19 protein-coding genes and 2 pseudogenes are annotated in these 26,547 nt (G+C 56.4%); 11 read left to right on the top strand and 10 right to left on the bottom strand.

What is annotated here, in order from left to right; all coding sequences use genetic code 11:
- Position 1 precedes the first annotated feature (1 nt).
- The 9 genes from B5E60_RS05325 to B5E60_RS05285 form a co-directional block, all read right to left on the bottom strand.
- Positions 2 to 1,660 carry a cellulase family glycosylhydrolase gene (locus B5E60_RS05325; RefSeq protein WP_087310059.1) on the bottom strand — a complete coding sequence of 553 codons (1,659 nt, stop codon included), beginning with the start codon at positions 1,658 to 1,660 and terminating at the stop codon, positions 2 to 4.
- 99 nt (positions 1,661 to 1,759) lie between these two features.
- Positions 1,760 to 2,326, bottom strand: a complete 567-nt coding sequence (locus B5E60_RS05320) for a BT_3987 domain-containing protein (protein ID WP_162611598.1) — start codon at positions 2,324 to 2,326, stop codon at positions 1,760 to 1,762.
- 42 nt (positions 2,327 to 2,368) lie between these two features.
- Positions 2,369 to 4,039: a RagB/SusD family nutrient uptake outer membrane protein gene (locus B5E60_RS05315; RefSeq protein WP_204246445.1), complete on the bottom strand. Its 1,671-nt coding sequence runs from the start codon at positions 4,037 to 4,039 to the stop codon at positions 2,369 to 2,371.
- An 18-nt stretch (positions 4,040 to 4,057) separates the two neighbouring features.
- Positions 4,058 to 6,934 carry a SusC/RagA family TonB-linked outer membrane protein gene (locus B5E60_RS05310; RefSeq protein WP_087310053.1) on the bottom strand — a complete coding sequence of 959 codons (2,877 nt, stop codon included), beginning with the start codon at positions 6,932 to 6,934 and terminating at the stop codon, positions 4,058 to 4,060.
- A 36-nt stretch (positions 6,935 to 6,970) separates the two neighbouring features.
- Positions 6,971 to 8,809 carry a RagB/SusD family nutrient uptake outer membrane protein gene (locus B5E60_RS05305; RefSeq protein ID WP_087310051.1) on the bottom strand — a complete coding sequence of 613 codons (1,839 nt, stop codon included), beginning with the start codon at positions 8,807 to 8,809 and terminating at the stop codon, positions 6,971 to 6,973.
- 21 nt (positions 8,810 to 8,830) lie between these two features.
- On the bottom strand, positions 8,831 to 12,076 hold the full coding sequence (locus B5E60_RS05300) for a SusC/RagA family TonB-linked outer membrane protein (protein ID WP_262481281.1): 3,246 nt from the start codon (positions 12,074 to 12,076) through the stop codon (positions 8,831 to 8,833).
- Between the two features lie 80 nt (positions 12,077 to 12,156).
- Complete coding sequence (locus B5E60_RS05295) at positions 12,157 to 13,224, bottom strand: glycoside hydrolase family 26 protein (protein ID WP_239403236.1); 1,068 nt, start codon at positions 13,222 to 13,224, stop codon at positions 12,157 to 12,159.
- 225 nt (positions 13,225 to 13,449) lie between these two features.
- Entirely contained in the window at positions 13,450 to 14,457 is a 1,008-nt protein-coding gene (locus tag B5E60_RS05290; protein ID WP_087310045.1) for a cupredoxin domain-containing protein, read from the bottom strand.
- Between the two features lie 199 nt (positions 14,458 to 14,656).
- Positions 14,657 to 15,535, bottom strand: a complete 879-nt coding sequence (locus tag B5E60_RS05285) for a helix-turn-helix domain-containing protein (protein ID WP_087310043.1) — start codon at positions 15,533 to 15,535, stop codon at positions 14,657 to 14,659.
- 355 nt (positions 15,536 to 15,890) lie between these two features.
- Between B5E60_RS05285 and B5E60_RS05280 the strand changes: the two genes are divergently transcribed.
- Genes B5E60_RS05280 through B5E60_RS05260 form a run of 5 tightly spaced genes read left to right on the top strand, consistent with a single transcriptional unit; the run spans position 15,891 to position 22,519 of the window.
- Entirely contained in the window at positions 15,891 to 17,534 is a 1,644-nt protein-coding gene (locus tag B5E60_RS05280) for a carboxylesterase/lipase family protein (protein WP_087310041.1), read from the top strand.
- Between the two features lie 36 nt (positions 17,535 to 17,570).
- On the top strand, positions 17,571 to 19,052 hold the full coding sequence (locus B5E60_RS05275) for a glycoside hydrolase family 30 protein (RefSeq protein ID WP_087310039.1): 1,482 nt from the start codon (positions 17,571 to 17,573) through the stop codon (positions 19,050 to 19,052).
- Positions 19,040 to 20,227 carry an esterase gene (locus B5E60_RS05270; RefSeq protein ID WP_087310038.1) on the top strand — a complete coding sequence of 396 codons (1,188 nt, stop codon included), beginning with the start codon at positions 19,040 to 19,042 and terminating at the stop codon, positions 20,225 to 20,227. The genes B5E60_RS05275 and B5E60_RS05270 overlap by 13 nt, the downstream gene beginning before the upstream one ends.
- A gap of 12 nt (positions 20,228 to 20,239) precedes the next feature.
- Positions 20,240 to 21,379 carry a glycoside hydrolase family 26 protein gene (locus B5E60_RS05265; RefSeq protein WP_204246444.1) on the top strand — a complete coding sequence of 380 codons (1,140 nt, stop codon included), beginning with the start codon at positions 20,240 to 20,242 and terminating at the stop codon, positions 21,377 to 21,379.
- A 6-nt stretch (positions 21,380 to 21,385) separates the two neighbouring features.
- The gene (locus B5E60_RS05260; RefSeq protein ID WP_087310037.1) at positions 21,386 to 22,519 is read left to right on the top strand and encodes a glycoside hydrolase family 26 protein; all 1,134 of its coding nucleotides are present in this window, start codon (positions 21,386 to 21,388) and stop codon (positions 22,517 to 22,519) included.
- Positions 22,520 to 22,580: 61 nt separating this feature from the next.
- Here B5E60_RS05260 and B5E60_RS05255 read toward each other — a convergent pair whose 3' ends face one another.
- The gene (locus B5E60_RS05255) at positions 22,581 to 23,585 is read right to left on the bottom strand and encodes an aldo/keto reductase (RefSeq protein WP_087310036.1); all 1,005 of its coding nucleotides are present in this window, start codon (positions 23,583 to 23,585) and stop codon (positions 22,581 to 22,583) included.
- A 152-nt stretch (positions 23,586 to 23,737) separates the two neighbouring features.
- Here B5E60_RS05255 and B5E60_RS14320 point away from each other — a divergent pair, with 152 nt between their 5' ends.
- From B5E60_RS14320 to B5E60_RS14440, 6 genes and pseudogenes are all read left to right on the top strand, one after another.
- A complete protein-coding gene (locus tag B5E60_RS14320) occupies positions 23,738 to 23,863 on the top strand; it encodes a hypothetical protein (protein ID WP_262481280.1) in 126 nt (41 codons plus the stop codon).
- A gap of 115 nt (positions 23,864 to 23,978) precedes the next feature.
- A complete protein-coding gene (locus tag B5E60_RS05250; RefSeq protein WP_087310035.1) occupies positions 23,979 to 24,377 on the top strand; it encodes a hypothetical protein in 399 nt (132 codons plus the stop codon).
- A 444-nt stretch (positions 24,378 to 24,821) separates the two neighbouring features.
- Positions 24,822 to 25,016 carry a transposase gene (locus B5E60_RS14450; RefSeq protein ID WP_143260671.1) on the top strand — a complete coding sequence of 65 codons (195 nt, stop codon included), beginning with the start codon at positions 24,822 to 24,824 and terminating at the stop codon, positions 25,014 to 25,016.
- 131 nt (positions 25,017 to 25,147) lie between these two features.
- A complete protein-coding gene (locus tag B5E60_RS05240; protein WP_087310032.1) occupies positions 25,148 to 25,288 on the top strand; it encodes an IS66 family transposase in 141 nt (46 codons plus the stop codon).
- Between the two features lie 113 nt (positions 25,289 to 25,401).
- A pseudogene (locus B5E60_RS14445) lies at positions 25,402 to 25,881 on the top strand (IS66 family transposase); the annotation flags it as partial.
- Positions 25,869 to 26,066 (top strand): annotated as a pseudogene (locus B5E60_RS14440) (IS66 family transposase); the annotation flags it as partial. The pseudogenes B5E60_RS14445 and B5E60_RS14440, both read left to right, overlap by 13 nt.
- Positions 26,067 to 26,547 lie beyond the last annotated feature (481 nt).

Raw genomic sequence — 26,547 nt, 5'->3', positions numbered from 1 at the left:
CTTATTGTTTTTCAGGGGTGAATTGATAGATCCGCTCGCCGTAGGGCTCGATCGCCAGGTTGTCGACCCGCACCTCGCCCGAACAGTCCTTGACAGCCTCCGCCCAGACGAATTTCTGCGGGTCGAGGCACTCGACCGTATAGGCGCCGTCGATGCCGGCCTCAACCGTCAGGTCGGCACGCCGGACCTGTCTGGCCGAATTGTTGTACAGGTAGACGAAGATCGTCCCGCCGCACTTGACACTCATGGCCTCAAGCGGAGCACAGTCGGCCTTCACCTCCTCAAAGGCGCCGCCACCGGCGGCCAGCATCCGGTCGGAGATCTCGCGCACGCCCCGGAAATAGGGCATCATGTTGCGGTTCTCGAAGTACTCCCACCACCAGCTCATCGGCGTGACGGGCGTCGGAGAGAAGAGCCCGTACCAGAGCCCGCGGCGGAAATCGCGGTCCATGCCGTCGGCGAAGTCGTCGAAATTCAGCGACCAGTCCCACTCGTAGCCGAACTCGCCGATGATATAGGGTTTGCCGAAGCGCTCCTCGTAGCTGCGGATGGTTGAGGGGATGACCGCCGTATTGCGATAGATGTGCTTCTGGTTGATGTCTAGATAGGGTACCGAATTCAGCCCCTCCAGATCCCGGTGCGAAATCGAGGTCGTAACGGGATGCTCGAAGGGATCGATGCTCTTCAGGTATTTGCCCATGCGGGTATGCCAGGCCACGATCTCCTCGGCGGGAATCTTACCGCCGGGATTGCGATGCTGGATGTTGTCGATCTCGTTGAAGAACTCCCACATGCCGATCGCCGGACTGTAACCCCAGCGTGCCACGATGTAGCGCAGGCGGTTCATGTAGCGTTGGGCCTGCGGCTCGCCGTTGAAGAACTCCCGGTCGGCGGGCACGGCGCCCTGGCCCATGCAGAGCATCACGTGGACGCCCAGCGTCTCGGCCAGCTCCACGAAATGGTCCAGACGCTCGACGGCACTCGGATTGAAATACTCGTCGGAAGCCGTGTAGCGCAGATTGTTGAAATTGTCGTGCTGGTCGATCGGGAAGTTGAACGAACACATCCACACGCGGATGAAGTTACCTCCGTTACGGGCGAAAAGCGGCAGCATGTAATCGTAGTTGTAACGGTCGTGCTGTTCGTGCAGCTCCTTGAAGAACTTCGAGTCGTCGTTTTCGCGCGACTCCCAGCAGATGTTCTCGCCCACACCCCGGAACGGCGTTCCGTCGTCGTAGACCAGCGTCCAGTTGTCGCGGACATGGAGAATTCCCCGCTCACCCTCCGCAGCGGGCTGCACGTCGAGTTTGACCGCCCTGGAGCGTGCGACCTCCTCGCCCTGCTCGGTCAGCCGGAACCGGCAGACGTAGCGGCCGAGTTCCTGAGGGGTGAAGCGGGCCTCCCAGCGCGACTCCGCGCCGGATTCGCCCTCGACCCAGAAGCACGGCAAGAGGCGCTCCTCGCCCGACGGGGTCTCGATCAACATGTCCAACGCCACCTCTTCCTGCAGATAGGCATTCTGATAATTGGCGGTCAACAGCACCGTAAAGTCCGTGCGTTCATACAACTTCGGAGAGCGGGAGGAGGGTTCGATCGAATGGAAACGGCCTCCGCAACTGGTCAGCAGCAATGCGCTGCAAAGGATGAAAAGGAATCTCATACGTGCAAATCTGGTTCAAGGAAACGGCGTGTCTCCGATTCGGATGCACACCGTTTCCGTCTGGTTAGTGGTTCAAGATCATAATAGATGAAAACGAGACTAAAGCGTCTTGACAATGTCGTTCAAGGCATCGACATCGACAATCACGGCAGTCACCGTACCGGTTTCGGCGAGTTCGTAGGCCGAGGGGTTGGAAATACCCACGGCCAGCACATACTTCTTGCCCGCATGGGCCGGATCCGAAAGCGTACTCCGGGGAATCTCCAGATAGAAGACTTCGCCCGCCTGACCGGACGGCACCGTAACCGACTGGGGGAGCGGCTCGTAGAAGTCGGAAGGCATGGCTTCGCCTCCGAACTGCGACACCGCGGCAGCCGTCTCCGCGTCCGACGTATAGATCGACACCGAAAAGCCCTTTGCATCGGAGAGTTTCCCCGACCGCGTCACGCCCAGAATGGCCTTCACATGGCTATCGGTCACCCGGAAATTATAAGTGTATTCACCGTCGCCGGAGGGGACCGTATAGGAGTTGTTCAGCCCGCCCGACTGCATGGCCTGAGGCATGTATATCTTGCCGAATCCATAATCGGCATCCCCGTCTCCGTCACAGGCGACAAAGCCCGCCATGCAGACAAAAGTCAGGAACAGCACAAATTTCTTTCCCATATTCATAGTTGTTCTCTTTTAAAATTTGCTCAGCGAATGACACTAATAGCCGGGATTCTGCTCCAGCGTGTAATTCGAATTTTCGATCTCCGAACGGGAGAAGGGCATGTAATAGTTCCACTCATGGAAGGTGCGTTTTGCCACCTTCACCGTCTCATACGACCAGCTGTTCTCCCCGTTTTTGGTGATCTTCACACCTTTAACCGGCTGGTTAAGCACCTCCATGGCATCCTTCCAACGCAGCAGATCCCAGTAGCGGTGATCCTCGAAAGCCAGTTCGATCCGGCGTTCGTGCTTAACGGCCTCGCGGAACTCCTCTCTCGTATCGGCCTCTACCTCGGGGAGCTGCATGCTGGCCCGGTCGCGGACCATCTGCAGGGCTTCACGCGCGGTCAGCGTATAACCGTTGTTGTTGTCGGGACCATAGGCCTCGTTCATCGCCTCGGCATAGTTGAGCAGGATCTCGGCATAGCGGAATACCACCCAGTTGTGCTGGGCTGTAGCCCCCTGTGTCAGGTTCAGATTGTCGGTCAGGAACTTTTTGAGGTAGTAACCCGTCCGGCTCGCATTGGGCTGGGCCATATCGTCCATGGCGCCCGCCGACTGGTCGATCGTCCGACCGTTCCAGGTGCTGCCGTTGGTCACGATGCTTGCCTCCAGCCGGGGATCGCGGTTCGCATAGGGATTCGCGGGATCCGCTGCAGCCCCGTCCAGCAATTCGTAAGCATCGACCAGATTCTGCGTCGGGGTCACCCCCGAAGCGCCGCCCTGTGTCGCGACGGGATAGTTGTTCTTCTCCATGTCGTTCGACATCTCGCGGCGGACCACATAGATCGTTTCCGGACTGCTCAAGCTGCGGTTGCCGACGAAATAGGCTTCATAATCGCTATCCAGCGAATAGTTCAGCTCGCTGTTGCTGATCAGGTCGTAAGCCGCCTCAGCGGCAGCCTCCCATTTGGTGGGGTCTTCAGTCGGATTGTTCCGCAGCGAGGCGGCATAAAGCAGTGTCCGCGACTTGATGGCCAGCGCAGCGCCCAGCGTAAAGCGGCCGTTCCGCTCGGTGTAATCGTCCCAGTTGACAGCGAGTTTATCCTTGTACTGGTCGATCTCGCTGACGATGTAGTCAACCACCTCGTCATACGACGAGCGGGGCACGAACTGACCCTCGGCATACTGGCTCTCCACGATGGGGACTCCGCCGTATTGCTTGATCAATTCACTGTAATAGTAAGCCCGCGCGATGTGGGCTTCCGCCTGGTAGTAATGCAGCGAAGCCAGGTCCCGTTCATAGTTGGGCCGGTCATTGATGGTATCGCGGTTCATACCGATCATATACTCGCCTTTGCCGTTGGCCGTATAATCCAGGAAAAAGTTGGCGGCGCGAATTCCCTCGTAATAGTTGGTATAGAGGTTGGAGATCGGATTCAGGTTGGCATTAATGACCCCCTGGTTGAAATAATTGGCGTCACACAGCACCTTTGTCTGCTGCGCCTCATCCGACGCGGCGGCAAAAAGGTTCGAATCGAGCACCGTATATCCATTCGTAATGGGGGTATAGAAGGCGTTTCCGAACTTCCACAGCGTGCCGAGGGTCGTCTCGATTGACTGGCCCGTTTCGTTCTGATCGAGGCTCGTATCGAGGAAGTCGCTGCATCCCGCCATCGTACCGACACACAGGGTTGCGAGAATGGATCTGAATATCAATTTTTTCATAATATACTCCATGATTGGTTAGAAAGTGATGCTGACTCCGACATTGTACGACTTGAGAACCGGATAACGGTACGACAGCAGTTCCGGATCGAAATCGTAGTCCGACATCAGCTTGCTGATCGTGAAGGGATTGGTCGCACTCAGATAGATTCTGAACTCGCCGATGCCCGCCTCGCGGAATTTGGGATGGTCCTTGAAGCTGTAGCCGAGCTCGATATTCCGCACCCGCAGAAAATCGCGGTCCTTCACCCAGAAGGAGCTCAACTGGTAGTTGTTTTCATTGCTCTGGGTCGTCAAACGCGGATAAGTGGCCGTCTGGCGGGTATCGATACCCTGCTCGGGATAGTAGGCCCAGGCCCCGCGTGCCAACGGGTAGACATTCCCGTTGTCGACGAAAGCCATCGTCTGCACCGAATTGTCGAGCAGATTATACGATGCCCCGGCGATGCCGTCAAGCAGGAAACTGAAATCAAACCCCTTGTAGCGGAACATCGCACCGACGGAGTAGGTCCACTCCGGATAGAGCGACTTGCCGACCTTGGTTACGTCGTTCTGATCGACATAACCGCTGTTATCCAAATCAAGATACTTGATATCACCCGGCTGCACGCTGCCAAACATCGGTTGAGGCAGTTCTTCCTTGAGCGAGCCGTCGTCGTTGAAGTCGCTCACGTCATAGAACCCATCGGCCACCAGCCCGATCAGCGTACCGTAGGGACGTCCGGTTTCAGCGTTGTAATCGTAAGCGGGAGCCACTTCGGCCATGTAGTCGATCGTGTTGCGGTTGAACGAAACGGCGGCATGGACCGAATAACCCCACTCCTTGCGCTGGTCAGACCACATAGCCGAGACTTCAAAGCCGCGGTTGGTCATCTTTCCGATGTTGTTGAAGTAGTAGTTCTTACCGTAGTAGCCCATGATCGAATTGTCGAGCGTCAGAATATCGGTCCGTTTGTCCAGGAAGGCGTCGGCCGTCACAAAGAGCCGCCCCCAGAGCGAAGCATCGACACCGATGTTGTATTTGTTGCTGCGCTCGGAGTGTATGGCGCTGTTGGGCACGAACATATTGACCAGCGAACTCTGCCATACGCCCTCGGTGGCTCCCGTGTAGAAGGAACCGATATAGGAGTTGGTATAATAATCCTTGAAGAGAAAGCGCCCGTTCGACGAATAGTTGGACAATACGCTGGTGGCATCCGAATCCGCGAATCCGCTACGTCCGTAGGAGAGGCGGAGTTTCAACAGATCGACCGTTTCCGAATCCTTGAGGAACGACTCGTTGGAGAGGATCCATGCTGCAGAGACCGAAGGATAGAACGACCATCGGTTTCCCGCGGCAAAAGCGTCGTTGCCGAAGTAAGAGAATCCGAATTCGGCCACATAACGGTCATCATAACTGTAATTGACCCGGCCATTGTAGTTCAGGTAATGGTACTGATAGGAGAAAATACCGTCGCCATTGTAGGCCGAGATGTGGAGGTTGGCCATTGCGCTGAGGGCATGCTTGCCGAACACCCGGTCGTATCCCAGCGAAATCTGGCCCTGTTTCCAATCCTCCATGCCATCCGAGCCGTAACCGCTGGCCTGCAGCGATGTATCTTCATCGGTAGTGGTGCGCACGCCATTGTGGTAGCGGGCATAGTTGCGGGTCTTCGAATAGCCGCTCGTCGTATACGTATTGAACGAGAAGGCCTCACGCAAATAGAGCCCTTTGGTGATAAAGTCGAGCCTTTCGACGAGTTGGATATTGCCCTGCAACACGCGCGATTGGGCCTGGCGCCATCCAAGAGCGTTGATCGAAGCCACGGGATTGTTGTTGTAAGTCGACGTGCCAGAATAATGGGTATGGGCCTCGTCGTCCCAAATCTCGTAGATGTTCGACGGATAGCGGGCCATGTTGTAGAAGAGGTCGTCAGTCGTAAAGTTCGGACGTTTGCCCCGTTCGATGCGTCCCCCCAGATCGACCCGCGCTTCGATGAACTTGAACATCGTGAAATCGAGATTGGCCCGCAGCCCATAGCGTTCGTAGGTGCGGTTTGAGCGCGAATCGCTGTTATTGACATCAAACAGGCCCTGCTGGTTGAGGTAATTCAACACAACGTTGTAACGGGCCGTTTGCGTACCGCCGTGGAACGTGACATCCCCGTCAATCACATAGCCCGAATTACGGAGCACCTCGTCATACCAGTCGACATTCGTCGCGGAACCATTCCGATAGGCTTCGAGTGCGGCAGCGTCGTAGGCGGGCGACCAACTGCCGTTGTCGTTGCTGACAGCCTGGTTGTAGAGTGAGGCATAACCATACGAATCGAGCGGTTTGGCATAGGTCGTAGCCTGCTGAATCCCGTAGTGCACCGACGCAGAGACCGAAGCCGGTCCGATCTCGCCGCGCTTGGTCTCGATCCAAATAACGCCGTTAGCCCCGCGGTCGCCGAAGATCGAAAGAGCGGCGCCGTCCTTCAGGATGGAGACCTTGTCAATCTCCACAGGCGAGAGATAGGCGATATAGTCAGCATTGACTTCGAAGCCGTCCACAAAGATCTTGGCCGTATTATAACCAGTTTTCCCGTAGGAGCCAATGCCGCGAATGAGCCAGTTGGCCAGATCGTTGCTCGGCTCGCCAGAACCTTGGAAGAGGGTCAGGCCCGTGAACTGCCCGGCGAAGGAGTTGGTTAGGTTCGTCTGTCTGTTTTTTGCCAGAGCGGATCCGTCAGCCGAGGATATGGCCGCCGTGGAGCGGAGCTGCGAGGTCTCGAAGAGGAGTCCGGGCGTCACCGACCCCTTCGCTTGTGTCGAATCGACCGGAAGGGCTGGTTCCTGCCCGGCGGCCGTTGCAACAGCGGTAGAAACGAACCCCGCGATGAAAAGCAGCGGTATAATGATATGTTTGTTCATAATCGAAATGTTTTACGGTAGTAGGGTTAGCCAATATTAATATCCGGGGTTCTGTACCAGCGTACCCTTGTTGATCTCCGACTGGGGTAGCGGCTCCAGGTACATCTTGGGGCTCCAGTAGGACGTATAGGTAACCGCATTCCAATAGGACTCGAGACCCTCCGCCAGATTGAGGCTGCCCGAAGCGTCAGACTTGACCTTGAACTGGAGTTCGCGCATATCGCCGCCGATGATCCCTTTATCGATATTCGCATCCTTCCAGTGCTTCACGTCGTAGTAGCGCAGATTCTCCCGATAGAACTCGATGGCGCGTTCGCGGTGGATAATCTCGCGGAGTTGATCCTGGTCCGTTTCCGTAACGGCAGGCAACCCGGCGCGGTTGTGCACCATATTCAGATTTTCGAGCGCCTTGGTAGAGTTTCCATACTCATTGTAGGCTTCGGCCAGATTGAGATAGATTTCGGCCATCCGGAACAGCGGGAACTCAAACCAAATGCGCGAACCCGCATTGTAATAGAACTTGGTCGGGGCCGCACAGCCCTTGTCCGTACCGAGGACATCGGGGAAGGAGCCGGTCTTAGCGGCATTACCCGTCTGACGTCCCCAATTGTTAGCCGTCCAGTTCGAGTTGCCCGGGTTGTTGAAGGCGTCAAAACCGATAAAGATATTGTCAGCCTTGGCGCGGGGCTCAATACCATTGATCCTTGTCAGCCAATCCGAAGCATCGCGCGGCGCGGCATCCCCGACCTTAGGCCAGTCGATATCCTCTCCGTTCTCGTCGTAATAGAGTTCCAGGAAATTACTCAGCAAACCGCTCATATCCGTATCATAGCGGTTGTTGGTCCAGTAGTTCGAATAGTTGTTGTAATAAAAGATCGCACTTCCGGGCCAGGTCCACTGATCGGTCTCATTACACTTGTAGGCCAGCAGCACCTCGCGGTTGGACGGGGTGGAGGTAGCGGTGGCATAATCGACGAAGGCATTGGGATTGGGTTGTCCGACCCCGGCTCCTCCCGTATTGAGCAGCTGATAGTTGTGCGCAAGAGCCCACTCCAGCACCGCTTCGTTGGCCTTGATGGCATCGTTCCAGCGCTCGTCGCTGGCCGAGCCGAAACATACCAGATCGTTATGGGCACTCTCGATATAAGGCGTTGCCGAATTGAAGAGCGGGCGGGCGGCGAAGAGCAGCGTCCGGGCCTTGATAGCCAGCACCGCACCCCGTGTCATGCGGCCCTGGTCGGCGGCATCCCAATCCCCTTCGGGAAGGAGGTCATAGGCTCTTTGGCACAATTCGAGGATATAATTGAGCGTCTCGCTCAGCGACGAACGGCCCACCGAGACATCGGGATCGGCAGCCGAAGTGAACGATTTGCGAACGATGGGCAGACCGCCGTAACGATAGAACATACCCATGTAGCGGTAGGCAATCAGCGCCAAAACCTCCCCTTTGACGTAGCCCTTCTCTTCGGAAGTCATGTCGGGCACCATATCGATATTCTCGTACACCGTCCAGCAATGACGGATGTAGGCCCAGTTGTTTCCGAAATGATCTGCACCGGCATCGGAGCCGTCGACTCCGGTAACGCTCAGCCCGGAGTTGACAATCGTGTAGGTTCCGTGCCAGGAGTATCCGCGTGCGACCTCGCCGCTGATGGCTCCGAGCGTACCATGACCTACGCCCCATCCGCCCGGCAGACCGTGGATCAGGCACTCGCGATAACAAGTCATCAGGGCACTTTTCGCATTTCTGGCCGACCCATAAACTTCATTCAGGTCGACGGTTCCGGTCGTGTCGGGCATCTGCAGGAAGGTATCCTGACAACCGGTCATCCCCAACGACACGACGACGAGCAATGTTATGAGTGTTTTTTTCATTTGATTTCAGTATTGAGAGCATTAGAAAGTCAAGTTCACCCCGAAACTGAATACGCGGGTCAACGGATAGATATAGGTGCTTCCATCCACCGTCTCAGGGTCGATACCGATATCGGTAAGTTCGTTCTTGAAGGTATACACGTTATTCGCATTGAAGTACACCCGGATGGCGCTGATCCGGCTGCGGGCCAGAGCCCCGCGCGTCATGTCGAACGTATAACCGAACTCGATATTCTTGATTTTAAAATAGTTGCTCGACTTCATCCAATAGTCGCTGGTCAGGTAGTTGTTGTCCGAAGAGTTCGGGTCGAACGTCACGCGCGGGAAGGAGATCTTCTCGCCGGCGGCATAGCGCTCGGCCGTCCAACGGCCGTCGTACATCCACTTCCAGGCATTACCCGCCTTTTTGTAGAACGGCATGACCATACCGGGCGTCAGGTAGTAGGACCCGTTGGCCGTACCCATGAACAGCACGCGCAGATCGAAGCCTTTCCAACCCACCGAGGCTTTCACGTTGAAATGATACTCGGGATAGTTCGGAAAGCCGATGGGCGCCACATCCTTGTTGTCGATCAAGCCGTCGCCGTTGAGATCCACATAGCGGATATCGCCCAGCGAGGCCCGGTTGGCCGTATAGGTATTGTAGGGGCTGTTGATCAGCTCTTCGTTCGTGTTATAGAGCCCGTCGCTCACCAAACCGAAGCGCTGTCCGATGGAAAAGCCCGTCTCATTCATCCAATAGTAGGGATTCGAAGCCTCGGCCTTGTAAATAATCTTGTTGCGGGCATAGCTGATATCTCCGCTCAGCGAGTAGCGCCAGTCCCCGACCTGATCGGACCACGAAACCAGCAGTTCGTAGCCCTGATTTTTGGTCACGCCCACATTGACCGGCGGCACCGAGCTGGATGCCACGCCATAGATTCCCGGAATCGTACCGAGCGTAGTGAGGATGTTGCGGCGATCCTCGCGGAAGTAGTCGGCCGTAATCGAGAGCCGGTCGCGGAACATGCGCGCCTCGATACCCACGTCGTACTTCTTGGCGCGCTCCCACGTGATGTCGGGATTACCAAGCGTACCCTCCGTAGCACCACTCCAGTAGGGGTTCGGCGAGGAGCCGTTCGAGTTGCCGAGCCAGTATCCGCCCTGATTCAGATTGTAGGTGTTGGGCAGATAGTAGAACCGGCGGTTGCCGCCCAGCTGGTCGTTACCTACCTCACCGTACGATGCGCGGATCTTCAGGAAGGTAAGGATATCATTCTCGGGGAAGAAGTTCTCGGCCGTCGGCACCCAACCGATCGAATAGGCGGGGAACCAGCCGAAACGCTTTCCTTTGGCGAATTGCTCGGTACCGTTGTAGCCGACGTTCACCTCGGCCATGTAGCGATCCTCGTAGTTATAGGTCACGCGGCCGACGAAGCCCATCACACCCGAAGGCACGTTGTACGAGTCGCCCGGCATCGTATACCGCGAGGCCTTCCCCAGCACAAGCGCCGAGACATTGTGCCCGTTGAAACTGTTGTGCCAGTCGATCCCGGCGTCCAGATAGAGTTTGTTCCAGTTGCTGTAGCCCCACGACTCGAACGATCCGGCCCCCATGCCGCCGCCGAAGAAGTCGAGACGCGTCGGATCGGTCGGGTTGCGCTGGACCGTGTAGGTCGGAATCGACGGCGTATACTTCACGATCCGGTTGTAATTGTCCTGGTAGTTGACCGTACCGTAGATGCGCAGGCCCTTGAGCAGATAATCCATCGTATGCTCCAGTTTGATCGTATTATCCAACAACGAGTTGAAAATGCTGTTGGTTCCGGCCCTCAACAAGCTGACGATGGCATTCTGGTTGCCGATCGTACTGGCGGTCTTATTGGCCAACGGATTCTGCTCGGTTCCGGCGACACCGGCAAAGCCCTCGATCAGATGGCCGTCGATCATGCCGGGCGAGATAAACGGATTGGCATCGTAGATATACTGCATGATGCCCTTGTAGCGCGACGAAAGGTCGTAGGGATCGCTGCCGCTGCCCAAACCCTGCGATTTGCCGAACTGGCCGGCCACATTGAGCGACACCTTAAAGTTCTTGGCCACTTGGATGTCGAAATTCGAACGGAAGTTGTACCGGTTGAAATTCGACCCCGTATCGGCGTCGTAATACTGAATATCCGTCGTAATACCCTGCTGGGAGAAATAGCCGAAAGAGACAAAATATTTCACACGCTCCGTACCCCCCGAGACATTCAGGTTGATCTGCATCTGCGGAGCCACCCGATCGAACATCTCTTTGTAAAGGTCGCGGCTGGCATAATAAAGAGCCGGCTGGTTCTTCAGCAACTCCTTCTGGGCTGCCGTCAAATCGCCGCGGGCATCCACCTCTACGGGCGTATAATCGCGGTTGTTCTTGAATTTCCACAGGTCATAGTCGTCGTAGATGTAGGTCGAAAGGCTCTCCGTTCCGGCGAAACTCCGCTGGTCATGACGGATGGCCTCGTTGCGCAACAGGGCGTACTCGTAAGCCGAGGTACCCTTCTGCAGACTCGACGCAGTCGTGAAGCCGTAGTTCATCGAGAAGTTGACCTTCGGCGTACCGCTCTGACCGCGGCGGGTCGTGACGATGATTACACCGTTGGCACCGCGGATACCGTAAACGGCCGTCGAAGAGGCATCCTTCAAGACGCTGATCCCCTGGATTTCGTTGGCATCCATGGCGTTCAGTTCGGCCATAGCCTGTTCCGAAGGCTGTTCGACACCGTCGATGACGATCAGCGGACTGGCCGAACCATAGGTCGAGATACCGCGGATGCGGATCGAAGCATCGTTGTGTCCGGGTTCACCCGAGGTCTGCAGACCGCTCACGCCGGGCGTATTGCCGATCAGGGCGTTTGAGATATTGGCCACGGGCGTGGCAACCAGATCCGTACCCTTGACCTGGGAGATGGCACCCGTCACGTTTACCTTCTTCTGGATCGCATAGGCCGTGACGACTACCTCCTCAGCCAGCAGCGAAGACTCCTTCATGACGATGTTGAGCACGGTCTGAGAGGAGACGCTGACCGTCTGGGACGTATAACCGAGGAATGAGAATTCGAGTTCGTTTCCCGGGGCTACCTCGATGGAGTATTGGCCGTCGGCCATGGAGGTCGTTCCAGTAGTCGTGCCTTTCACCATGATGGTCACGCCCGGCAAAGCGGCGCCTTTCTCATCTTTCACAACACCCGTAACAGTGTGAGTTTGAGCGCTTCCCACAAGGGGGGGGGCGATACAACCCAACACCATTACCAGCGTATACAGCAATGAGGTTTTAAAGTTTTTCACCATAGGTTTCGTAGTATTAAAGTTTTCCGGTTGTTTTTTGATCACTGGATGGTGACATGCTCAGCCATCGTATACATATCGGGCAGATCGCTGCTGAAGAGCGAACGGGAGCGGTTATACATGATGTTGAAGTCATCCTCCGAAACATGTCCGGGATAAACCGAGTAGAAGTGTTTGTCCGACTCGTTTTCGCCCACATACTTGTTGCGCCACATGACCACCATCGAGACTCGCTGTCCCATCAGGGGAGCAAGGATGCAACTGGTCCAATAGTCGGTCTTCTCGAAGGACTCCTGGCCGGTTTCAGTGACCCCGCACGGTTTGAGTTTTTCCTGCGAGAGTGCACTCATGGCACGAAGGTTGGATGTGAAGGCCTCCGTATTCAGTCCGTGATAGCAGTCCATTCCGATAAAATCGACCCATTCGTCGCCTGGCCAGCGGAACAGCAGCCTTTCGCGCGTGTTGCTATAGACGGCATCCATTTGCGGCGAAATGGCGTAAATGAAGTTATGCACGCCCTTCGTATCGCGCAGATAGCGGACGGTCATACGCCAGAATTCGATGAATTCCGTTTCGGTCGTACACTTCGACCCCCACCAGGACCACTCCTGCGTATGTTCGTGATAAGGGCGGAAGATGACGGGGATCAGCGAACCGTCGTCACCGCGGAGATTGTTGGCAAAATCGGCCACACGATCGAGCCACTCCATATACTTCGTATGCGTCGGGGTCGACTCGTCGAGGATGGCCTTCACCACTCCCGTATTGCTGTTATCCCACGAATCGCCTCCCGTGAGCGGGTTGTTCAGGTGGCAGCAGGCCGTGATGACTTCACCGCGATCGTAGGCTTCGAGAATCACCCGACGGCGAATTTCGTTCTCAAGTTTGTCCGACTCGAACCGATTGTCCATCAACGGACCGAAATCGACACTGAACACGGCAGGATAGTCGCCGCAAACCTCCTTCGTATCGGAGCGGCCCGGTTCATCGTACCAATAACGGCCATACCAGAGGTCGTCGTGGTGTCCGAACATAAAGCCGGTGGAGGCAATCGTCCACAGATTCGAGTAGAGTGCCCGGGTTTCAGCCGTTGCAGCAGGATCGACCATCGTCAGTGTGACCTGCTCCGGATTCGGGTCAGGGTCAGGATTCGGGTCTGGGTCGGGATCAGTATCAGGATCAGTATCGGGATCCTGATTTTGGCCGGGCGTCGTCTGTCCGTACGAGTCGGGAATATCTATATCGCTGCCACCGCACGAAGTGGCAGCTACACATAAAAGCATACAGCAGAGGGTTTCTGCTATCAACATTTTAACACGACTCATAGATTCGAATCAAGAACGTTTTTTCAACTTGACAATGAATTTCTGCGGATTCTGGACATACTTGTCATAGTCCGAATAATCCGACCAACCGGACATGGGAGTTCCGGCCACGGGGAATTCAAGTCCTTGATAGTGAATCTCGCAGGTAAAGGTCTTACCTTCTTGAGAATAGGTCAGTGTCGTAGGTTCGTCATAGAAGGTCGCGGTGTGGGCCGTACCATCCTCGGCCGTAAAGGTGATCAGGCCGGTAGTGCCGTCCTTGCGCCACGAGCTCTCGCCCTCGGGGATGCAGCGATAGAATTTTTTCAGATCAATACCGCCATTCCCAGTCCAGTAGAAGTTGGCATACTTGCCATCCGGGCCGGGATCGTTGATACAGGTTCCATAGGTGTCGCCGGTTTCGCTATCGACCCCTGCAAGCGTAATGGTAATCACGTTGTCGTCTTCGACCAAAGGCTTGTAGTCATTCTGCCAGTTCCAGTGCTTCCACATCAGCGACTGACAATAGCAACCGTCGTTTGAGCCGCCGAAGAACCAGAGAGCAAAGGCATCCCCGTTCTCGTACTGAGATTCGTCATGACTCTCAACATCGTAATCCATGTCGTAAACGCCTTCAAAGGGTTCGACGAACGAATAATAGGAGATAGTGTAGGTTCGAGTTTCACCACTCTCGGCGGTAATTACGATTTCACAGGTTCCGTCGCTCAAGTCGATCATACTTCCAGGCTGGACCGAAGCCGTCGCATTGTATTGGAGTTCAATCTCCTCAACTTTCACCTGCGACAAGTCGTCGATGGCCGAGGTTACCAACTGAAGATTGATCGTACCGGCCTCATCGTGACGCCAATCATCGGTAATAACAGCGGCCCCGACCTGATTTTCCACACGAAAACTCAACGGAGTCCGCTCACGCAGCCAGGGGTCCACCATGTCCGGTGCCGACGAGTTGTTTTCGTAACAACCGGTCAAAAGCAAACCCACCAGGCACAACAAAACATAAGAGAAGATTCTTTGCATAGAGTTAATTGGTTTAGGTTAGTTTACAATTTCAGATAAGACAATCACACTGACCTGCGCACCCGGCGATCAGGCCATCGGACAGCTTGCATCTTACCGTTGTACAAACTTACTCAAAAACCGACTATTGCAATTAATGTTTTTTTAACAAAATGCAATACAAAACAACCCTACTCTGACTTATAGAAGAGGACGAAGGTCAGACGAATATTTTTTTGTGGACGAACAAGGTGCGGAACTGGTGGGGAGGCATTCCTTTCTTGCGTTTGAAGATGCGATTGAAATTGGCCATGTTATTGAATCCGCAGCAGAAAGCGATCTCGGCAATGGTCATGTCCGTATCGATGAGCATACGCGAGACATGTCCCAGGCGGATTTCGGCCAACGTATCGATGAAACTCTGTCCGGTAGACTTTTTGATGAAGCGGCTGAACGAAACTTCGGACATGTTAACCGTTTCAGCGACATCCCGCAAGGAGATCTGTCGGTTGAAATTGCGGTTCATGTAGGTAAAAACCGTCTCCAGACGCTGCGAATACGAGACATTCTTCTTTTGGGCAAAGGTCAGGTCGGAGAGCAGCTTCCGGTCGGAGGAGAGCGAGAGCGTATTGAGAACGGCCAGGACATCGAGCAACGGCTGCATACCGCCGGCCGAACCCCGTTCGTAGATGCGTTGGAGAGCTGGAGCCACTTCGAAGGCCGTTTGTTCCGTAAAGAGCACCCCGCGCCGGGCCTCCTCGAAAAGCTGCCTGAGGGCTGTCAACGAATTGCGGTTCAACAACTTGTCGTCGATCAGATCGGGGCTGAACTGTAGGGTAACCTCATGGATGCACCGGGAGCAGCAAGCGTCTGTAAACCAGGCGTGCGGGATCTCTCCGTTGACGAAGACGAGTTCCGCATCGCCAATCGTGCCCACATGGCTGCCGATTACGCGGGAAGCCCCGGCGCCGTTGAGCACCAGATTCAGTTCCAACTCCTTGTGGGTATGGAGCGGGAAGTCGAAGCAACTTTTTTCGCGAGAGAAGATCACGAAACAATCGTTGTCGGTCAGCGGCGTATTTTCGCAAAAAATCTTCATCGCTCTTTATTTATTAATGTATCACGCGGCAACTGGCTGTAAACAAAATTATAAAAAAATTCCGACAAAACAAAATAATACCAAGATACGCCGCGCTCTGACTTTCCTGCGACATGGAGGGAGCAGTGCTGCATCCGACGGCCAAAGTCCTGAATGGCAGCCATCCGTGCACATATATCCAATTGTCTAATTTTCGATTTCGGCAGACAGCATGCGGGACATACGGTCGTAAAAGGATTGGATTATGGCAAAAAAGTATGATTGAAAACCGCCCCGATCTATTATTTTTGTTCCAGTCGGAAACAATTCTCCGGAGCTGGTACAAAACGAACCTGAAACTAATACTTTTTTAACCATGAGAAAAACCTTGCATCTCCTGCCAGGAATCTTTTTGCTTCTTGCGGCCACGCTTCCCGCCCAGGCAGCATCTCCCCGCAACCCGATGCCTGACGCCGACTCCCAGCAACTCTTCATCGGCGAGCAGATCGCAGTCGCTCCGACTTGTCATGGCAAGGTCCGCGGTTTCATACTGCGCGGGATCTATCAATTCCGGGGTATCCCCTACGGCGCCCCCACGTCGGGCGAGAACCGCTTCATGCCGCCGCAACCGCCGCAACCATGGGAAGGCATACGTCCGGCCGTAGCTTTTGGCGATTCGGCCCCCCAGCGCTTCTACGATCGCCGCCCGGAGTCCTACTCGATGTTCGTCGACCACTGGAACTACGACGGCATGAGCGAGGACTGCCTGCGTCTGAACGTCTGGACACCGGGACTCGACAGCAAACGCCGACCGGTTCTCGTCTGGCTGCACGGGGGCGGCTTTGCTCGCGGTAACGGCATCGAGCAGGACGGCTACGACGGTGAGAATATCGCCCGTTACGGAGACATTGTTTTCTGCTCGGTCAATCATCGCCTCGGTCCGCTGGGCTTCTCGGATTTCGCAGGTGCGGGCGGAGAGAAGTACGCCTCGTCGGGCAACGTGGGGATGCTCGATCTCGTGGCTGCCCTCGAATGGGTGCGCGACAATATCGAGGCTTTCGGCGGTGACCCGCAGAATGTCACGATCATGGGACAGTCGGGCGGCGGTGCGAAAGTGTGCAACCTCTGTGCCATGCCGGCGGCCAAAGGGCTTTTCCACAAAGCCGTGGCTTTGAGCGGGAATGCAACCCGGGCCAATTCGAAAGAGTATGCCGAAGCGCTTGGCTCCGCCATTCTCCGCGAGGCAGGTCTCGATGCCTCGCAGATCGATTCGCTGCAGCAGATGCCTTGGGAGGAGTATATGTCCCTTGCCGAGCGTGCCGCACAGCATCTGAACGAGATTCCGGGTGTCGGGCAGCGGGGCGGCTTCGCCCCCGTCGGCGACGGCCGCGACCTGCCCGACGGAGAGTTCTATACGGGGCGTTATCGCACCTGGGGAACGGATGTCCCGATGTTGCTCTGTTCGACATTTCACGAGTGGAATCCCGACCGCGATGACCCCGAACTGGAATCGGTCACAACGGAAGGCGTGGTCGAGCATCTGACACCCGTCTTCGGAGAGCGGTCCGGCGCCATTGTCGAAGCCTATGCGAAGAGTTTTCCCGAACTGCGTCCCATCGAACTGTGGAGCGTCATCGTCTCGAACCGCCGGGGCGTCGTCCACACGGCCGACGTAAAGTGCCGGGAGCAGCAATCGCCCGTCTACATGGCGTGGTTCGGATGGGAATCGCCACTTTTCGACGGACGCCACCGCGCCTTCCACTGTATCGACATCAGTTTCTGGTTCTTGAACACCGACCGCATGGTGACCCATACGGGAGGCGGCAAGGCCCCGCGGGACCTCTCGTACCGCATGGCCGACGCATTGCTCGCCTTCATGCGCACGGGCGACCCCAATTGTCCGTCGTTGCCTTCATGGCCCCGCTACACGCCCAGCAAAGGAGAGGTAATGATCCTCGACGACCGCTGTCGAACGGCGGAAGATCCCGATCGGGAGGCCCGTCGGGCCTTCGGGGACTGATCGACAAAGCAGAACACCTATAAACCCAACCGAATCATGAAACGCAAACTGTTACTTCTGGCCGGCGCTCTGTCGGGCATGGCCGTTACGGCATCCGCACAGACCGTCCGTTCCTACGTTACGCTTCCCGACCGCTCCGCACTTTACGCTGAATCCGAAGAGTACGAGTTTTCCGATGTGCGCGACGACCGCAGCGGTCGCAGTTCCTATATCGTCATTGACCCGCGGCAAAGTTTCCAGCCGGTCGATGGTTTCGGCTTCGCCCTGACGGGCGGCAGCGCCGAGATGCTCATGCGCATGTCGCCCGAAGCCCGTACAGCGACTCTCCGTGACGTGTTCGATCCAGTGAAAGGCGCCGGCGTGAGCTGCGTGCGTCTGACGGTCGGAGCCTCCGACCTGAACCGTTTCGTTTTCTTCTACGACGACATGCCCGAAGGCCAGGAAGATTTCAAACTGGAACACTTCTCGCTCTCGCAGGATCTCCGGGACGTAATTCCGGTCATGAACAAGATTCTGGAGATCAATCCCGACATCTACGTACTGGCATCTCCCTGGTCGGCTCCGTCGTGGATGAAGACCGTCTATGACGTGCGCGGCGGACAACTGCGCAAAGAGTGTTATGGAGTCTATGCCGACTACCTGGTGCGCTATGTGCAGGAGATGGAGGTCCACGGCATCACGATCAATGCCCTGACAATCCAAAACGAGCCGCTGCGTTCGACCAATACACCCAGCATGTTCTGGTTCGCCTGGGAGCAGGCCGACTTCGTCAAAAACCACCTCGGACCGAAATTCCGCAAGGCGAGACTCGATACGAAAATCATCGTTTTCGACCACAACTGCGACCGCCCCGACTATGCCTTGGCCATCTACAACGACCCCGAAGCGGCACAATACGTGTCCGGAGCGGCGTTCCATCACTATGCCGGCGACATGAGCGCCATGACCTACGTGCACGAAGCCCGTCCCGACAAGGACATTCTCTTCACCGAACAGATGACCACCGAACGTCCCGGGACCCCCCGCATCGACATCGCCGCATCGACTAAACGACTCATTGTCGGCCCCATGCGCAACTGGAGCCGCACCGTCGTGCTGTGGAACCTGGCGGCCGACCCCCTGAACGATCCCCACACCGACAACGGCGGATGTCCTTCCTGCCAGGGAGCGCTGACCATCGACGGCGATTCGGCGACCCGCAACCTGGCCTATTATGTCATTGCGCACGCCTCGCAGTTCGTCCGTCCCGGTTCGGTACGCATCGCCTCGACAGCGCCGGGCGACCGGACGGTAACGCTCGGCGAGGACGAACAACGTCCGAAGGTCTACCGGGCACAGATCACCGAACACGCTGACGTGGCGCCCAATGCGGCCTTCCGCACACCCGACGGAAAGATCGTGTTGATCGTGGCCAATGACTCGTGGTCACGCCGCTCCATATCCATACAGTACAACGGCCGATATGCAGAGTTGAACCTCGCTCCCGGCGCCACGGGAACCTTCGTATGGGACGAATAGCGAACATCGTCTGCTGCCTGTTGCTGGCGACGGGCAGCGTCCGGACACAGGCCCAAGATACCGTGCGGCATCCGGAGCGGACACGGAATACCTTTTCGACCGAAGGATGGTGGAAACCCGCCGGGCCGAAATTTTCCCCGGAGGTGCACGACGACCGGACAATTACGTTCCGCCTCCGGGCCCCGCAGGCGGAACGGGTCGAGCTGCTTTTCGACGAATGGGATGTCGTTCCGCAGACGATGCAGCGCGATACGGATGGAATATGGAGCCTGACGATCGGCCCGGTCGAGCCGCGAATCTATCAGTACAAATTCCGGATCGACGGATTCGAGACCGTCGATCCGGTCAATCCCGACGTAAAGGCCGGAACTACGATCTATGGCAGCGTCGTCGAGGTTCGCGGCGGCGAAAAGCCCCGCTTCGACGAACGTCGCCGTGTCGGCGGCGAGGTACACCTGCTCCCCTACCGCTCTTCATCGCTCGGGCAGTTGCGTACGGCGTGGATCTATGTTCCGCGTGAGGCTGTTGAGCACCCCGCACGCCGTCTTCCGGTTCTCTATCTGCGTCACGGTGGCGGCGACTTCGAAGGCAGTTGGATGCGCGAAGGCCGCGTGGCCGCAATCATGGACAATCTGATCGCCGAGAAGGCCGCCGTGCCGATGTACGTCGTCATGACGAACGGTCTTACGGACGGTTCTTGGGCCGGAGGCAGCACCCCTGAGGGCATGCAACTGCTCGAAAGGGAGCTGATCGAGGATGTCATTCCGCTTGTTGAAAACCGTTATCAGGTGTGTAGAGACAAGCGCTGCCGGGCGATCGCCGGGCTCTCGATGGGAGGCGGTCAGGCTTTCGTCATCGGTTTACGCAATCTGGATCTGTTCTCGGCAATCGGCCAGTTCAGCGCAGGGATCCTGAGCGACGGGACTTTCGACTACGAACGCTATATCCCGGGAGTCATGGAGGATCCGGAACGAATCAACCGCGAACTAGCCCTGCTGTGGATCGCCTGCGGAACGAAAGATCCGCGTCATGCCGGCCACCTCGATACGGTAGACGAGCTGCACCGGCGGGGTGTGCGGTGCGAGTTCCATGATGCCCCGTGGGGACACGAGTGGCAATTCTGGCGCCTCCAGCTTTACGGGTTCGCACAACGATTGTTTCGAAACAACCACTAAAACCACTTGCTTATGAAAAGATTTATGTTACTGGGATTCAGCCTTCTACTCGTTCTGTCCGGATACGCATCCGGCAAAGGAAAACGCCTCAAGGCTCCCGAAAAGACAATCCTGAAGATGGTCGATCCCAATGCGACCCCCGAAACCAAAGCGCTCTACGCCAATCTGTGGTGCATCGGACTGAATGGCGTCATGTTCGGCCACCATGACTACCCGTCGTACGGAATCGGATGGAAGGGAGACAAGGATCGTTCCGATGTGAAGGACATCGTCGGCTCCCATCCGGCTGTTTACAGCCTGGACATGGCCGGGATCAACGACACCAAGATCCGTCTCATCCAGGAGGCTCACAAACGGGGCGGTGTATGTATGCTCGTTTGGCATCAGAGCAATCCGCTGACGGAAGGTCCGGGCAAGAAATACCCGGTTGGTACGGCCTGGGACAACACCAAGGTCGTCGATCAGATTCTCAAGGAGGGTTCGCCGATGAATCTCAAATACAAGGCCCGCCTGGACGGCGTAGCCGAGGCGTTCCGCAAGATGGTCGACGAGAAGGGACGCCCGATTCCCGTCATCTTCCGCCCGCTGCACGAGCACACCCAAACCTGGAACTGGTGGGGAAGTTCAGCCACGACCGAGGAGGAGTTCATCGCCTTCTGGCGCTTCATCGTCAGCTACCTGCGCGACACCCAGGGGATCCACAACGTCATCTATGCAATCTCGCCGCAAATGGATGCCGTCTACAAGAACACGGAGGGTCGGCTGCTGTTCCGCTGGCCGGGCGACGAATGGGTCGACTTCATCGGCATGGACTGCTACCACGGCCGCAACACCAAGGCCTTTGAATCGAATGTGAAAGCGCTGGTCGAGGTGCGCGAACTCAAGCACAAGCCGGTCGGCGTCACCGAGACGGGGCTCGAAAACAATCACAAAGCCGACTATTGGACCCAGGATGTACTGCGTGTGTTGCGCGACGAGCCATGCGCAATGGTCGTGGCCTGGCGCAACGACAATCCCCGACATGCCTACGGCCCCTATCCCTCGGATGTGTCGGCCGAAGATTTCAAGCGGTTCGCTGCCGACGAGTGGACCCTTTTGGAGCGGGATCTGCCCGACATGTACTCCATGCCCAAAAACGTCACCGTAAAATAGGCAACCATGAAGCGTCTGATAATCGCATGGACGACGGCACTCCTGCTGTACGGCTGCAGCCCGGAACGCCCCGTCGTTGCTCCGGTCAACCCGGAAGCCTCGCCCGAAGCATGCCAACTGCTCGAATTTCTCCACTTGCTCCGCGGCAAATACACGCTTGCCGGACAGCACAATTTCATCAGCGACCTCTCCCGCTACGACTCCGTAGTCTACGCCATCACAGGCAAGCGCCCCGCAGTCTGGGGCAGCGACTTCAGTTTCAACGCCCTCGGGGAGAACATCGCAGAGTACCACCACTGCGGACCGATGAATCTGAGTTCTCCCTGGGGCGAATGCCTGCTCAACGGCCGCTCGACGGAGGAGTTGCGCCAGAATCTGGTCGAGGAGATCAAGCAGCGTTACGCCGAAGGACGGATCATCACACTGATGTGGCACTGCTGCTTCCCATCGGAGTGCAACGACTGCAACGGCGCCTCGATCTGGACCTGGCAGAACCGCCCCTCGGATGAAGTCTGGGCGGAATTGACGACCGACGGAACCCCGCTCAACACCCTGTGGAAAAAACAGATGGACACGGTCATCCCCTACCTCAAGCAGTTGCGCGACGCCGGCATTCCGATCCTCTGGCGTCCGTACCACGAGATGAACGGCGTCTGGTTCTGGTGGTGCAACAAACCGGGTGAGAACGGATTCAAGAAACTGTGGATCATGACCTACAACTACTTTACCAAGGAGCACGGCCTCAACAACCTGCTGTGGGTTTGGAACACCAACGCTCCGCGCGACAAGCAGGGCGACGAGGCCGGGCCATATGCCGACTACTACCCGGGCTCCGACTACGTCGATATCCTTGCGGCCGATGTCTATCACCGGGATTACAAGCAGTCGCACCACGACGATCTGCGGGCGCTGGCGGGCGACAAGCTGATCGCCCTGGGTGAGGTCGGACAACTGCCGGATCCGGACTCCTACCACAATCAGCCCGACTGGTCGTGGTTCATGGTCTGGGGCTACTTCATCAACAGCCAGAAGACCGACAGTCTCACCTCCGAAGAGGCCGTCCGTCAGATCTACAACGATCCGCGAACGCTGACACTCGACGAGATCGAGCTCTCCGACGGGAAATACCGCCTCCGGTAGACCGCCCCAAAAAAAGAGTGCCGGAAATCCGGCACTCTTTCACGACAAAAGCCGCCAAACGCTATCCGATCGACTGCCGGTCGATCTCCGCCAACTCCTCCGTCGAGAAGGTCGTGTTGCGCAGAGCCTTGAGGTTTTCCTCGATCTGGGCGACCGAACTGGCCCCGATGATGACCGAAGAGACCCGCTCATCACGCAGCAGCCATGCCAGTGCCATCTCGGCCAGTGTCTGTCCCCGCTGCCGGGCCAGATCGTTGAGGGCTCGAATCCGGGAGAGTTTCTCTTCGGTGAGGTCGTCGCGCTTCAACGAACCGCCGGATGCCATCCGCGAGTCCTGCGGGATTCCATTCAGGTATCGGTTCGTCAGCAACCCCTGGGCCAGCGGCGAGAAGGCGATGAATCCGGCTCCGGATTCGGCCGCCAGCGACAGCACCCCCGAGGTCTCGGGCTCGCGGTCGAAGATGTTGTAACGGTCCTGGAAGAGCAGGCACGGCACGTCGCGCTCGGCCAGATAGCGGAAAGCGAAGCGGGCCGCTTCGAGCGGATAGCGCGAGATGCCGACATAGAGGGCCTTGCCGCTGCGAACGATGTCGACCAACGCCTGAAGCGTCTCCTCCAGCGGCGTCACGGGATCGAACCGGTGGGAATAGAAGATGTCGACATAGTCGAGTTTCGTTCGCCGGAGCGTCTGGTCAAGACTGGCCATGAGGTACTTGCGCGACCCCCAGTTTCCGTAGGGCCCCGGCCACATGTCGTAGCCGGCCTTCGAGGAGATGAAGAGTTCGTCGCGGTAAGGCCGGAAGGCGTGGTCCATCAAGCGTCCGAAGTTCTCCTCGGCCGTTCCGTAATCGGGGCCGTAGTTGTTGGCCAGGTCGAAGTGGACGATCCCGTGGTCGAAGGCGCAGCAGGCCATGCGGCAGACGTTCGAGAAGGATTGCAGACTGCCGAAGTTGTGCCACAGTCCGAGCGAGAGGGCCGGCAGCAGAATTCCGCTCTTCCCGGAGCGGCGATACGACATCCCGCTTTCGTAACGCAACGGAGCGGGCTGATAGGGAGGTTGAATCATACAATCGTTTTTTATGGTTGAAAGTTGACCCGAAATTAAGCAAAGATCGGCAAAACGAGTAATGTAATTCCATCATTTTCTGTTCGATTCCCAACGCAACCGATCCCGAAGGAGAACATTCCACAAGACAAAACCTTAAAACCCGAATCAAAATGAAAAGAAGACTCGCCTCGATTCTGACGGCGACTCTGCTCCCGGCATTCGTCACCGCTCCGACCTTCGCACAGAAGATCACCTCGTTCACACGCATCACGGGCGAAGCCCTATGTCATCGGTGAATTCGGATTCGACTGGGACTGGAACAACCTGGACCACTCGATCGGCTTCTTCTTCGACTTCGATCTTCGCCGCGGGCAGTGGCACGGCGTCTTCCACGAGACGCCGATCTACCCGATGACGTGGTGGTGGGAGTTTTTCGACGAACGCAACATGGATTGGATCTACAAGTCGGTCAGCACGATCACGAACCGAATGATGGTGGCCGACAATGCCACGTTCGAGCAGGTCCCGGTCAAGACCTCGATCCGGGGACTGGAATCGTATGCAGTCAAGTGTGGAGAGGAGATCTACGTCTATGTGGTCAATCCGCTCTTCGAGCGGGCCTACCGTTTCGAAATCGAGGTCGGAGGAGCCGATGCTACCGACTATCAGATAGAGGAGTACAACACGCAAAGCATGAAATTCCACACGCTTGAGACCCGGAATGCCATCGACAACCAAAAAATCACCATTTCGCCCCTAACCATCATGCCCTGGGACGATCGGGTCTACACCCTCACTTCCAAGAGTTAAAACCCTCCCGATTCGACGGCCGTGCCGCACCGGAGAGTTCCGGTGCGGCGCTTTTCTCAATGTACCGGCCACCACCTCGCTTTTGTATTTTTAACATGGAAAAGAGAAATTAGCAGCGTCCGATTTCTGCCAATCTCCCTTTATAATCGCATCTCCCCAATAGCCGCTGATTACATCTAATCGCCAGGACAACGTCTGTCGCGAGAAAATCGGATACCGAGTTCATAGAGCAGATACAGCGTAAATATCCGTTAAAGAACATATTGTCCAAGTTTTAGCATGATTTTATCTTTGCTTAAGATCGGAAGAATAAAAAGCCGGTCGAGCAGGATTTATGGACAACAAGAAATACGACCGTTTGACAAAGAGTCTGGTTTATCCGTTGATAGAGAAGTATTATTCGAGCGGTGATTTGCCGAGCGTTTTTTACAAGCGTGGGGCTTCGTGCTCTATCACAAGCGCTTTGAACGGGGTATTCTTACCTTGCCTCGTTTGGAGGCCCGCGAGGGCGGTTATCAAGTCTCGTGGCGGGAGTTGGTATTGATGGTCGAAGGTGTGGAGTTGGAGCACATACGGTCTCGCAAGCGTTACGATATTTCTTTGAAAAACAGCATGAATAGCGCTCGAATTTCTTTGTAAATCCATCTATTTTCCGTGTCTTTGAGATATGGAAAATGGCAATACGACAGATACTTATACCATCGGTTCGGAACGACGCCTTGCGGCCGTAAGGGCCGAACGGGATTCGCGCCACAGCCGAGCGTCTGTCGTTGGAACGCGACAATCTTCAAGGCGTGGTGGAGAAGATGCAGGACGAGTTGCGTCAGTTGCGCAGGATGTTGTTCGGTCGCAAGTCGGAGCGCTTCATTCCATCCGATCCGTCTCAACTCAAGCTGGACTTCGAAGGGTAGCCGAGTTAAAGGAGGAGCGGGAGTATTCCGTCCTGCAAGGGAAGGCCGCCCATAAGGAATCGGCGCCACGCATCAAACGACCGGTCGAAGAACGTCAACGGCGTATCTTTTCGGTGTATCTGGAACGCCGTGACGAGATCATCGAACCCGATGAACTCCCTGCGGAGAGCAAACGTATCGGCGAGGAGATCACCGAACTGCTGGAATACAAGCCCGGAGTGCTCTATATCAGACGTCTGATACGCCCCCAATATGCCTTGCCGAATGGCGACGGAGTCGTTATCGGTGAGTTGCCTTCCTTACCTCTTCCCCGCGCCAATGCCGGGCCGTCGCTGCTGAAGGATTTCCGGGGCGCCGTGCAGAGCGACGGCTATGGAGCCTACGACATCTATGAGAACAAGCGGAGAGTCCTGCTGCTGGGCTGTCGGGCGCATATCCGGCGCAAGTTCGAACATGCCTTGGATGACGATCCTGAGCGTGCGGAATACGCCCTGCGGTTGATCGGGCAGCTATACGCCATAGAGCGCCGGGTGAAGGAGCAAGGGATACCCCTGGATGAAATCAAGGCCATACGTGAGAAAAAGCGCTCCGATATGCCTATGCGCTATACCCGCGCATGGCACGCTACGTCACAGACGGCAGATGCCGCATCGACAATAACCTCGCGGAGCAAGCCGTACGGCCGCTGGCATTGGGCCGCAAGAACTACCTCTTCTGCCGCAACCACGAGGCGGCATACAATACGGCCGTTGTCTACTCCCTACTGGGGACATGCCGACTGTGTGTGTGGGGGGGGGCGGCAGTGCCCCCCCTCCTGCAATGAGTCGCGTCACTCTTCCCCGCAGGGGAATCTTCATAAATGGGTGCAGGATTCTATCTTACGAGAGTACGGCAAGTCCGGCCTATACCGCTCTGTATGGCGGCGCATTCATAATAAGCAAGATTGAATATATAATCCCGCAATTCGGAACGACTCGCCAGACGATGATAGCGATAATGCTTCGGCAAGCGATGCCAGAAGCGAAATCGGCGCAGATCCCGACTGCTCGATTCCAGATAAATGATGCCCATACTCGTTTTGTCGATAAGCCCGAACAGACTGTCTGCTGCAGGACATCTCCTGTCGCTGCGATGAAACAGATAAAGGGTGCCCGAAGGCAAATTGGGATGTTCTGTGAAAGGGTTTCTTCTCTTCATTGCTGCACTTTTTTTGTACTATCCTAAAAAGTGCGCGAAACCGACTGACGTATTGATGAATC

The sequence above is a fragment of the Alistipes sp. An116 genome, assembly GCF_002161005.1.
GTDB lineage: Bacteria > Bacteroidota > Bacteroidia > Bacteroidales > Rikenellaceae > Alistipes > Alistipes megaguti.
The sequence above is the reverse complement of the archived record's forward strand: the minus strand, read 5'-3'. Positions and strand labels throughout refer to the sequence as shown.

What these genes read in the sequence shown, in the direction of transcription:
- B5E60_RS05290 (WP_087310045.1), bottom strand. Translation starts at nt 14,457, where the DNA reads ATGCAAAGAATCTTCTCTTATGTTTTGTTGTGCCTGGTGGGTTTGCTT.
- B5E60_RS14320 (WP_262481280.1), top strand. Translation starts at nt 23,738, where the DNA reads ATGAAAAGAAGACTCGCCTCGATTCTGACGGCGACTCTGCTCCCGGCA.
- B5E60_RS05295 (WP_239403236.1), bottom strand. Translation starts at nt 13,224, where the DNA reads ATGGTCGATCCTGCTGCAACGGCTGAAACCCGGGCACTCTACTCGAAT.
- B5E60_RS05255 (WP_087310036.1), bottom strand. Translation starts at nt 23,585, where the DNA reads ATGATTCAACCTCCCTATCAGCCCGCTCCGTTGCGTTACGAAAGCGGG.
- B5E60_RS05320 (WP_162611598.1), bottom strand. Translation starts at nt 2,326, where the DNA reads ATGGGAAAGAAATTTGTGCTGTTCCTGACTTTTGTCTGCATGGCGGGC.
- B5E60_RS05280 (WP_087310041.1), top strand. Translation starts at nt 15,891, where the DNA reads ATGAGAAAAACCTTGCATCTCCTGCCAGGAATCTTTTTGCTTCTTGCG.
- B5E60_RS05275 (WP_087310039.1), top strand. Translation starts at nt 17,571, where the DNA reads ATGAAACGCAAACTGTTACTTCTGGCCGGCGCTCTGTCGGGCATGGCC.
- B5E60_RS05325 (WP_087310059.1), bottom strand. Translation starts at nt 1,660, where the DNA reads ATGAGATTCCTTTTCATCCTTTGCAGCGCATTGCTGCTGACCAGTTGC.
- B5E60_RS05260 (WP_087310037.1), top strand. Translation starts at nt 21,386, where the DNA reads ATGAAGCGTCTGATAATCGCATGGACGACGGCACTCCTGCTGTACGGC.
- B5E60_RS05285 (WP_087310043.1), bottom strand. Translation starts at nt 15,535, where the DNA reads ATGAAGATTTTTTGCGAAAATACGCCGCTGACCGACAACGATTGTTTC.
- B5E60_RS05310 (WP_087310053.1), bottom strand. Translation starts at nt 6,934, where the DNA reads ATGAACAAACATATCATTATACCGCTGCTTTTCATCGCGGGGTTCGTT.
- B5E60_RS05265 (WP_204246444.1), top strand. Translation starts at nt 20,240, where the DNA reads ATGAAAAGATTTATGTTACTGGGATTCAGCCTTCTACTCGTTCTGTCC.
- B5E60_RS05300 (WP_262481281.1), bottom strand. Translation starts at nt 12,076, where the DNA reads ATGGTGTTGGGTTGTATCGCCCCCCCCCTTGTGGGAAGCGCTCAAACT.
- B5E60_RS05250 (WP_087310035.1), top strand. Translation starts at nt 23,979, where the DNA reads ATGACGTGGTGGTGGGAGTTTTTCGACGAACGCAACATGGATTGGATC.
- B5E60_RS05270 (WP_087310038.1), top strand. Translation starts at nt 19,040, where the DNA reads ATGGGACGAATAGCGAACATCGTCTGCTGCCTGTTGCTGGCGACGGGC.
- B5E60_RS05305 (WP_087310051.1), bottom strand. Translation starts at nt 8,809, where the DNA reads ATGAAAAAAACACTCATAACATTGCTCGTCGTCGTGTCGTTGGGGATG.
- B5E60_RS05315 (WP_204246445.1), bottom strand. Translation starts at nt 4,039, where the DNA reads ATGAAAAAATTGATATTCAGATCCATTCTCGCAACCCTGTGTGTCGGT.